This window comes from Acetonema longum DSM 6540 (assembly GCF_000219125.1).
GTDB lineage: Bacteria > Bacillota > Negativicutes > Sporomusales > Acetonemataceae > Acetonema > Acetonema longum.
This window is the reverse complement of record NZ_AFGF01000178.1, coordinates 1-9,128: the sequence shown is the minus strand read 5'-3', so window position 1 is coordinate 9,128 and position 9,128 is coordinate 1. Positions and strand designations below refer to the sequence as shown.

At 50.3% G+C, this 9,128-nt stretch carries 7 protein-coding genes and 1 pseudogene; 3 read left to right on the top strand and 5 right to left on the bottom strand.

Translation table 11 applies throughout. The features are described from left to right. Positions 1-112: 112 nt before the first annotated feature. From mmdA to ALO_RS15900, 4 genes and pseudogenes are all read right to left on the bottom strand, one after another. Positions 113-1,641 (bottom strand): annotated as a pseudogene (mmdA, locus tag ALO_RS15915) (methylmalonyl-CoA decarboxylase subunit alpha). Positions 1,642-1,703: 62 nt separating this feature from the next. After that, positions 1,704-2,885: a CaiB/BaiF CoA transferase family protein gene (locus tag ALO_RS15910; protein WP_004097842.1), complete on the bottom strand. Its 1,182-nt coding sequence runs from the start codon at positions 2,883-2,885 to the stop codon at positions 1,704-1,706. Positions 2,886-3,120: 235 nt separating this feature from the next. Continuing rightward, on the bottom strand, positions 3,121-3,861 hold the full coding sequence (locus ALO_RS15905) for a LytR/AlgR family response regulator transcription factor (protein WP_004097838.1): 741 nt from the start codon (positions 3,859-3,861) through the stop codon (positions 3,121-3,123). Further along, positions 3,852-5,564, bottom strand: a complete 1,713-nt coding sequence (locus ALO_RS15900; protein WP_004097837.1) for a LytS/YhcK type 5TM receptor domain-containing protein — start codon at positions 5,562-5,564, stop codon at positions 3,852-3,854. The genes ALO_RS15905 and ALO_RS15900 overlap by 10 nt, the downstream gene beginning before the upstream one ends. A 279-nt stretch (positions 5,565-5,843) precedes the next feature. On the opposite strand from ALO_RS15900, the gene ALO_RS15895 reads away from it, so the two are divergent. The 3 genes from ALO_RS15895 (at position 5,844) to ALO_RS15880 (ending at position 8,555) form a co-directional block, all read left to right on the top strand. Beyond that, complete coding sequence (locus ALO_RS15895; RefSeq protein ID WP_004097836.1) at positions 5,844-7,028, top strand: CaiB/BaiF CoA transferase family protein; 1,185 nt, start codon at positions 5,844-5,846, stop codon at positions 7,026-7,028. A 176-nt stretch (positions 7,029-7,204) separates the two neighbouring features. Continuing rightward, positions 7,205-7,780: a regulator of G-protein signaling domain-containing protein gene (locus ALO_RS15885; protein ID WP_004097834.1), complete on the top strand. Its 576-nt coding sequence runs from the start codon at positions 7,205-7,207 to the stop codon at positions 7,778-7,780. A gap of 391 nt (positions 7,781-8,171) precedes the next feature. After that, complete coding sequence (locus ALO_RS15880; protein WP_004097826.1) at positions 8,172-8,555, top strand: zinc ribbon domain-containing protein; 384 nt, start codon at positions 8,172-8,174, stop codon at positions 8,553-8,555. A gap of 102 nt (positions 8,556-8,657) precedes the next feature. On the opposite strand, the gene ALO_RS15875 is transcribed toward ALO_RS15880, so the two are convergent. Continuing rightward, positions 8,658-9,128: GIY-YIG nuclease family protein (locus tag ALO_RS15875; protein ID WP_238528293.1), on the bottom strand; the 471-nt coding region annotated here is incomplete at its 5' end.

Below are 9,128 nucleotides of genomic sequence, written 5' to 3'. Positions count from 1 at the left end.
CGTGGTTCAGAAAATATCGCTTTTCGGATTCGATGCAACAGATAGTTCTACTCTTACGCGAAAAGCAATTTATTTTCTTCCCTACCCCGAGATGCTTCGCATCTCTTGGGAATTATAGCGGAATATTGCCGTGCTTTTTGGCCGGCCGGTTTTCGCGCTTGCTGGCCAGCATATTCAATGCGGTTATGATGCGGGGACGGGTTTCCTGCGGTTCGATGACCTGATCCACATAGCCCCGTTCCGCCGCTTTATAAGGAGTAGCAAATTCTTCAACGTATTCGGCGGTTTTGGCTTGAGCGTTCGGATCATTTTTGAAAATGATATTCGCCGCTCCCGCCGGACCCATGACAGCGATTTCAGCTGTCGGCCAGGCGAAAACCTGATCCGCGCCAAGGTGCTGTGAGCACATGGCAATGTAAGCGCCGCCGTAAGCTTTGCGGGTAATAACCGTAATCTTGGGAACGGTGGCTTCCGAATAGGCATACAGCATTTTTGCGCCGTGGCGGATAATGCCGCCATACTCTTGATCGGTGCCGGGCAGGAAGCCCGGTACGTCCACCAGGGTTACCAGGGGCAGGTTAAAGGCGTCGCAGGTGCGGATAAAACGGGCTGCTTTGTCTGAGGCGCTGATATCAAGGCATCCTGCCATATAAGAAGGCTGGCTGGCGATAATGCCGACCGGCTGTCCGTCAAAGCGGGCAAAGCAGGTGATGATGTTTTTGCCGAAGTGCTGCAATACTTCATAATACTCGCCTTTATCGACGATTCTGGAGATAACCTGCAGCATATCGTAGGGCATATTGGGATTATCCGGCATCAGTGTATTCAGCTCGGAGTCGGCCCGGTGGGGTGAGTCGTCCGTATTGGTTATCGGCGCTTCTTCCAGGTTATTGCTGGGTAAAAAGCTAAGTAAATACCGGATCTGCCGCAGGCAGTCATCTTCGTTCTCTGCGGCAAAATGGGCAACACCGGATACCGAGTTATGGGTCGTGGCGCCGCCGAGCTGTTCAGCGGTCACTTCTTCAGCCGTTACCGATTTGATAACCTGAGGTCCGGTAATAAACATTTGGCTGGTGTTTTTCACCATGTAGACAAAGTCGGTCAAAGCCGGGGAATACACCGCGCCGCCGGCGCAGGGCCCCATGATCGCCGAAATTTGCGGAATCACGCCTGAAGCATGTGTGTTTCTCAAAAAGATTTTGCCGAAGCCGGACAGAGCGTCTACTGCTTCCTGAATGCGGGCGCCGCCGGAGTCGTTAATGCCGATGATCGGTGCTCCCATTTTCAGAGCCAGGTCCTGTACTTTGACAATTTTTGCGGCATGCATTTCCCCCAGGGAACCGCCTTCGACGGTGAAGTCCTGAGCGAAGACATAGACCAGACGCCCGTCAATCGTACCGTAGCCGGTGACAACGCCTTCGCCAGGAAGTTCTTTTTTTTCCATGCCGAAATTGGTGCAACGATGGCGGACAAATTGGTCCAATTCGACGAACGTGCCTGGGTCAAGCAACAGCGCGATCCGTTCCCGCGCCGTTTTTTGCCGGAGGCATGTTGTTTGTCGATGCGTTTTTGGCCGCCGCCTTGCTTAATGGTGGCTATTTTCGTTCTGACTTGCTCGATTTTCTGCTGCACTGTTGCCATACTGTACCTCCATAATGACGGAGCCGGATAAGCGTTCGGCTCCGATTTTGCCATTGGGGCTGTTATTTAGATTCGGCAAAAAATTCCTTGGTTTTTTCTTCGCTCCAGCCGAACAGTTCGTGGAGAATCTCAACTGCGTGCTGTCCCAGGAGCGGGGCAGGGGTTTCTACTTTGCCCGGTGTCAGGGAGAGCTTTACCGGTACACCCGGCATTTTCAGCTTGCCGGCTACCGGATGTTCAACTTCCACAATCATTTCGCGAGCGGCCACATGGGGGTCATTGACAATTTTTTCGACTGTGTTGATCGGTGCGCAGGGGAGTCCTGCTGTTTCCAACAGTTCCAGCCAAGCGGCAATGGTTTTTTGTTTGAATATGCCGTTGAGGATATCCGCCAGTGCATTGACATTGTTGGTGCGGTCAGCATTGGTGGCAAAGCGGGGATCAGCCAGCAGGTCAGGCCGTTCCAGCACGGCGCACAGCTTTTCCCAAAGACGGGCATTGCCGGCGCCGACAATCAAATAACCGTCTTGGGCCGTATAGGAAGAGAACGGCGTAATCGACGGATGGCGGTTGCCAAGCGGTCCGGGAACAATACCGGAAGTTACGTAACGGGCAATGGCGTTTTCGAGAATGGCAATCTGGCAGTCCAGCATGCCGACATCGACCTTTTGTCCCAGGCCGGTCCGTTCACGGTGATAGAGAGCCAGCATTGCGCCGTAAGCGGAGAAGATACCGGCGACAACGTCGCCGACCGAGGCGCCGACACGGGTGGGATCGCCGTTTTCCGGGCCGGTGATGCTCATAATGCCGCCCATGGCCTGAACAATGATGTCATAGGCAGGTTTTGACTTATAAGGACCGGTTTGTCCAAAGCCGGAGCAAGCCACATAAATAAGTTTGGGATTGATTTCTTTTAAGACATCATATCCCAAACCGAATTTTTCCATGGTCCCCGGACGGTAGTTTTCAACAACCACGTCAGCCTGTTTCACCATCTCTTTAAACAGGTCGCACTCAGCCTGCCGTTTGAAGTTCAGTTCAATCGACCGCTTGTTGCGGTTCAGGCTCATGAAGTAGGCGCTTTCTTTGCCGATAAACGGGCCGAAAGCCCGGGAATCATCACCGACCTTTGGCGGTTCGATTTTAATAACGTCGGCGCCATAATCCGCTAGCATCATGGTTGCGTAAGGACCGGCCAGTACCCGGCTGAGATCCAGCACGCGGATTCCTTCTAAGGTTTTCATCGGACATCTCTCCTTTTTTCACAATTTATAACCACATTTTATTATAGTGTCGACTTCTGTCAGGGAAAGAGATTTAGACATAAGATAACAAAATTCGCGCCTGTTAATCCGTTTTTCTGTTTCTGAAAAGTGAGGTTTTTCACAACCGCCAGCCCAAACTGGAAAAGCAGTGCGCACATTGTACACACTGCTTTTGCGTGGCCTGTTTTATCCGTAGGCCGCCGGTTCTTCTGTTTCAGATGCCTATGGCCTGGTTGAATTCCTTGATATAATGCTTGGCAACCGGTACATCCTCCACCGGGCAACCGTCAATCACCAACACATAGGTATTATTGAACCAGGGAACGATTTCTCGTACTTTGCTGATATTGACCAGGTAACTTTTGTGAGTCCGTAAAAATCCTGAGCTTTCCAGTCTTCGCTGGATGAGCTTTAACGGCATATTAGAGATAAAGTCACCCCTCTCGGTACACAACACGGCTTTGCGTTTCTGATCTGATTTCACGAAGAAGATCTCTTCCGGCAGCAATATCAGCAACCGGTTGTTATGCCACACAGGCATCCGGACCGGACCGAGAGTCTTATCGAAAGAGAGAGGATTGACCGGGGGATCTTCCTGGGTCAGGCGCTCAATTGTCAATTCCAGCCGTTCTTTGGAATACGGCTTCAAAACATAGTCGACAGCATTCAGTTCAAAGGCTTTCACGGCAAATTCGCTAAATCCGGTAGTGAAGACAAGTTTAGGGGAATGAGACAGCTGCTTCAGCTTAGCAGCTGCAGTCAAACCTTCCTCCGGCGTCCGCATGTGTACATCGAGAAAAACGGCGTCCACCTCGTGAGTACTGGCGAATTGGTAAGCCTCTTCGCCGTTCTTGCATTCACCGACAACAGTAATGTTTGTAATCTCTTCAAAAATGCAGCTTAATTCCTGACGCGCCGGGAATTCATCATCGACAATTAACACGTTTAACGGCATATATCCAGCTCCTTTCGTTGCGGAATAATGAAAGACACCTTCAGGCCCTGGCCCTTACCAGTGACAATATTAAGCCCGCAGTCAGGGCCATAAATGGCGATTAATCGGCGGTGCACATTGGAAAGACCAATAGAAGTCCGCTGGGGATTATACTCCAGGATCTTGGCAGCATACGCCGGCTCCATGCCGACGCCGTTATCCTCTACAGACAGTTTCATGCTGCCGTCAGGCTGAAATTCACTGCTAATACGGATTTCACCGCCTTCATCCTTGCTGACCAGGCCATGTTTGACGGCATTTTCGACCAGCGGCTGCAGGATCAGGGGAGGCAGCAGCATCGTTTCGCAGTCGGATTCAATATGAAGGGAGATCTTTAGACGCCCCTCAAAACGCGCCATTTCAATTTTGATATAATCATCAACATAACGCAGTTCTTTGCTCAGGGTGACAAAACTGTCGGGAGCGGCCAGATGATTGCGGTAATAATTTCCCAGATGATTGATCAGGCGTTTGGCCATATCCGGCTGTTTACGGCAGTAATAGCTGATCGTGTTCAGGGCGTTAAACAAGAAGTGCGGATTAATCTGGGCTTGCAGCGCTTTGACTTCGGCGCTGGCCAGCAGTTTGGCCTGTCGTTCCCCTTTGCTGATGGCGAGCTGGGTTGACATTAGATTAGCCAGGCCGCGGGCCAGCTCTGTTTCAAACAAGGAAACGCTGTGCTCTTGCCGTTTATACAGCACCAGCGAGCCGATAACCTGGGACCCCTCGGTCAATGGCATGGCAATCTGCCAAGACGGGAGCAGCGAGCTTTGTCCGCCTGGCTTGCCGGCTTGAAAAATACCGGATTCGCAGCTTGCCGGCAGGCTGGCGATAATATCACTGACAGCAACGGTATCGGCGACACGTTTATCGCGGACGACAAAGGCCAGCATCCGTTCCCGGGAGGTAATGCCGACGCCTGCCAGGCTTTCAACTTCCCGGTAAATAATATTGGCTGTTTCCAGCGCTGTTTGCTCATTCAACCCGTTGCCCAGAAAGCTCGTGGTTTTATTTGCAATGCTCAAAACCAGTTTGGCGGCAAAAGCCTCTGTCTTTTCCTGGGCCCGGTAAGCATCTTCCAATAAGGCAATGAAAGCGGCAATGCCGATGGGGTTGGTAAGCATCATGGCCGGTGCGATATTGATTACCAGATTGGCAACCCGTTCCTTGTCCTCGACGAGTATCATTAACAGCAGCATATGCAGCGACTCCAAAATGATTCCGACTGCCAAGGCATAACGCCACTGTTCTTTTTTCGGCTTCATCCTGACATGGATCATTCCCGACAAGATTCCCTGCAAAACCGTTATGCTGCCGCTGGCCGCAGCGGAGACGCCGCTGCCGGCTAAAAAACGATGCAAGCCGGCGATAATGCCGGAACCGATGCCGACGACAGGGCCGCCGATCAAGCCGCCGACGATCACTCCCACCGCCCGCGTATTGGCGATGCCTTCCTGCACCGTGATGCCAAAGTAAGTGCCCAACATACCTAGGAAACCGAAGATTGCAGCCAAAAACAACTTGCCTCTGGTCGAGGTGTTATACCGCCTCATGGCGTGATGCAGGATCTGCGTTTTGTTCAGGATAAAAACAAAAATCAGGATCAGGGATAATGCCATCCATAAATACTGTGTCATGTAGCTGTACGAGATTATGCCTTTCAATACCCTTCACTCCAGGTCGGAAAATATCTATATATATAATTCTTTGGCGAATGGCACAATCCTTTTGTCAATATACAACATTATGTAAATAAACAATACAGGGGTGCTGATATTGCGGTATTCGATCCGATTAGCGATAAAGCTTCAGTCTATTTGCATAGAAATGTGGCCAAAGGAGATAAAATAAGCATAGTGAAAACACTTTATATCATGCGCAGCAGGGAGAAATATGGTATAATGAAAATCATAATCGGCAGCATTTGAAGGAGGAGTATGATAATGAAACCATTAGCAGGACTGGTTGTTCTCGACCTTAGCCGTGTTTTAGCCGGCCCTTATGCCTCGATGATGTTGGCGGATTTTGGTGCCAATATTATCAAAATCGAACCCCCTAAGGTGGGGGACGATTCCCGGGCGTTTGGTCCGTTTATTGGCAAAGAAAGCGCCTATTACATGAGCCTTAATCGCAATAAACGTTCTATGACTCTGAATCTGAAGGAGCAGGCCGCCAAGGACTTATTCAAGGAAATGGTCAAGAAGGCCGATGTGGTGTTGGAGAACTACCGTCCCGGCACCATGGAGAAATTTGGTCTGGGCTATGAAGACCTGCAGAAAATCAATCCGAAAATTATCTATGCCGCTTGTTCCGGGTTCGGCCATACCGGTCCCTACATGGACAAGCCTGCTTATGATATTATCGTGCAAGCCATGGGCGGCATTATGAGCATTACCGGCCCGGAAAACGGCGATCCCACCCGGGTGGGGGCATCGGTCGGTGATATTACCGCCGGTTTGTTTGCGACCGTCGGCGTGCTGCTGGCAGTCTATCACCGGGAACGCACCGGTGAAGGCCAGAAAGTGGATGTAGGTATGCTGGACTGCCAGGTTGCCATTCTGGAAAATGCCATTTCCCGCTATCTGGTTAACGGCGTTATACCCAAGCCTCTGGGCAACCGGCATCCGTCCATCACTCCCTTTGAGTCGTTTACGGCCAAAGATGGCTACGTTATCGTCGGCGCCGGCAATGACCGTCTGTGGGAAAAGCTGTGCAGCCTGCTTGAACGCCCTGATCTGATACACGATGCGCGTTTCGCGACAAATGCCCTGCGGACACAGAATGTGAAAGAGCTTAAAGTTATTCTGGACTCCGTTTTTAAAAACAAGACCATTGATGCCTGGCTGGGATTTCTGGAGGAAGCCGGAATTCCATGCGCTCCGATTAACACCGTTGACAAGGTCATTAATGATCCTCAGATCAAAGCCAGGGACATGATCGTAGACTTGAAGCACCCAGTAGCCGGCGAAATGAAAGTGCCCGGCGTTCCCATTAAGCTGTCGAAGACTCCTGGTGCGGTGGAGACCCCGGCGCCGCTTCTGGGGCAGCATACTGAAGAAATTCTGTCTGAGGTTCTGGGCTTTAGCAAAGAGCAGATAGCTCAGCTTCAGGCAAAAGGCGCGATATAAGCGGCAAGAAAAAAGTCTGCTTTCGCAGAGTCTTTTTTCTGCCTTGGCAAGAAAAATTCTGCATTCACAGAGCTTTTTTGTCCCTTGGCAAGAAAAATTCTGCTTTTGTAGAGCTTTTTTCTATGGAACAACGAAAGATGGACGCTTGCGTCCATCTTTTCTAAATTGGAGGCTATATGCAAGACAACACTCAAGATCAGATTTTGACGGATGTATCGCAAATCACCCGCAAAAATGTCATGGTCATTGGCATTGCCATCATGGCCTTTGCATTACTGCTGGCCCTGAGCCTTTATAAATGGTTTTTTTCTAACATCAGGCAACCGATAGAAGTATTCTTCCATTTGATGTTCATCTCTGTCCTGCTGGAACGGGCCCAAGCGCAATACATTGTTGAAATGGACCAGACCGTTCTGCGTTTTCGCAAAAAGAGCCTGTTAGGTAGGGCGAAGCATGAAGTACCCTACCACAATATCCTGGGGATTTACCGCTATCATCCTCAACTGCTTGGAGTTATTAAATTCAGACGGACATACCGTATGAATTCTTCCCTCGACAATCGTATCGTCTGGGTTCTGGCTTACGAGACGATGGGAGACAAGGGCAAGAAAGAGAATAGAAGAATCTTCTTTAAAGCTAGCGAACCCATACTGGCAGCCCTAGCGGAAAAGCTGCCAACCCGGGTTAAAATCAGCGAACAGCAGGTGGTCATGGAGGCCCTCCAGAGGGACCCGAACTGGGGAAAAGAGTAGGGGACTGTTGAAAAAGGCCCATCTGCGTCACTTCAGCCTCCTGCGGGCGGGCTCATTCAGAAAACATCCCTTTTCGGTTTCGTATGCAGTAGTTTATTTTGCTATGACTACACCGAAAAGAGATTTGTTTTCCTCCTGATCTCACGATGCTCCGCATCTTTCTAGTACGACGTACCCTGCGAACGTACGTCTCATGCCCGTCCTCGTCACGCTATCAGAATTTGTGACTTTTCGGGAGAGAGGTAGTAGCGGATGTTTTCTCATGAGCCGAAAAGTCACCTAAATTCTTCAGTATGGCAACGCAGGCGTTGCTCTTACCTAGCATCTGAACCTTTTTGAACAGCCCCGGGTTCTAGGCTATCCATAAATCCTAATCCAGGGAGGCGGAAATATGTTTTGTAGTTTTTGCGGTGTTCGTCTCGCCCCGGAGGCAAAGTTCTGCCATCAGTGCGGTGCGGCGGTTCAGGCCCCTCCGGCGGCAGGCGCAGATTACCGGCATTGCCGGGTCACTCTCGTCCAGGTGGGGGAGAAGTGGTCTCTGTTCGGCAAAGAAATCTTCGAATTCAGGGCAGTACAGGATGACGGTGTCATTGTAGCTGCCTCGGATAAGATCACGTTAACCGGCTTTGAATATGAAGGTCCCAGCGAAAAGAACAAAAAACATCAGGCGGCCTTGGACCGCCTGACAACAAAATTATATGAATCCGGCTGGCAAAAGACAAAAGACAAGCCGGGCAAGTGGTATGAACTGGTTTTTCAGCAGCCGGTTTCATAAAAATCATTGAAGAATTTATCTGCGGTCCCGCACCTGGGACCGTTCAAAAAGGTCCAGATCTAGGAAGGGTAAGAGAGACGCTCTGCGTCTCCGAGGAAGAATTTAAGTGGCTTTTCGGCTAACTGCAGAAAGGTCACTTTTTTCATTCTCCCGGAAAGTGATGTTTCTGACTGAGCTCGCCCGCAGACCTGCCAACGCAGATGGGCCTTTTTCCCCTTTGTTGTAACCTCTTTCACCATAGGGCTGCAGTATATCCAGCCACTTTTCTTCCAGAAGTGCTAGGGCTTCGGGCCAATCCTGGGGGTCGAATTCTTCAGTCTTCAGAGTCTCCAGAATATCAAAGGCAAAGGAACCAGAACCGTAATCATTCCAATCCTGCTGCAACGCTTTGTTAACATGGCCATTACCCTTGAGCTGAAACCGTTGGCTGTTCAGTTTGCCGGCCACATTCTGGCTGCTGCCGATAAAAATCTTACCGTTTATATTATTTTTTATCTGAAAAACTCCCATGGCAGGCGGATTCTGTTTATAGGCCAATTTTAGCTCTTTGTGTCTGTCTGACATGATTCCCAC

What these genes read in the sequence shown, in the direction of transcription:
- ALO_RS15910 (WP_004097842.1), bottom strand. Translation starts at nt 2,885, where the DNA reads ATGAAAACCTTAGAAGGAATCCGCGTGCTGGATCTCAGCCGGGTACTG.
- ALO_RS15880 (WP_004097826.1), top strand. Translation starts at nt 8,172, where the DNA reads ATGTTTTGTAGTTTTTGCGGTGTTCGTCTCGCCCCGGAGGCAAAGTTC.
- ALO_RS15885 (WP_004097834.1), top strand. Translation starts at nt 7,205, where the DNA reads ATGCAAGACAACACTCAAGATCAGATTTTGACGGATGTATCGCAAATC.
- ALO_RS15905 (WP_004097838.1), bottom strand. Translation starts at nt 3,861, where the DNA reads ATGCCGTTAAACGTGTTAATTGTCGATGATGAATTCCCGGCGCGTCAG.
- ALO_RS15895 (WP_004097836.1), top strand. Translation starts at nt 5,844, where the DNA reads ATGAAACCATTAGCAGGACTGGTTGTTCTCGACCTTAGCCGTGTTTTA.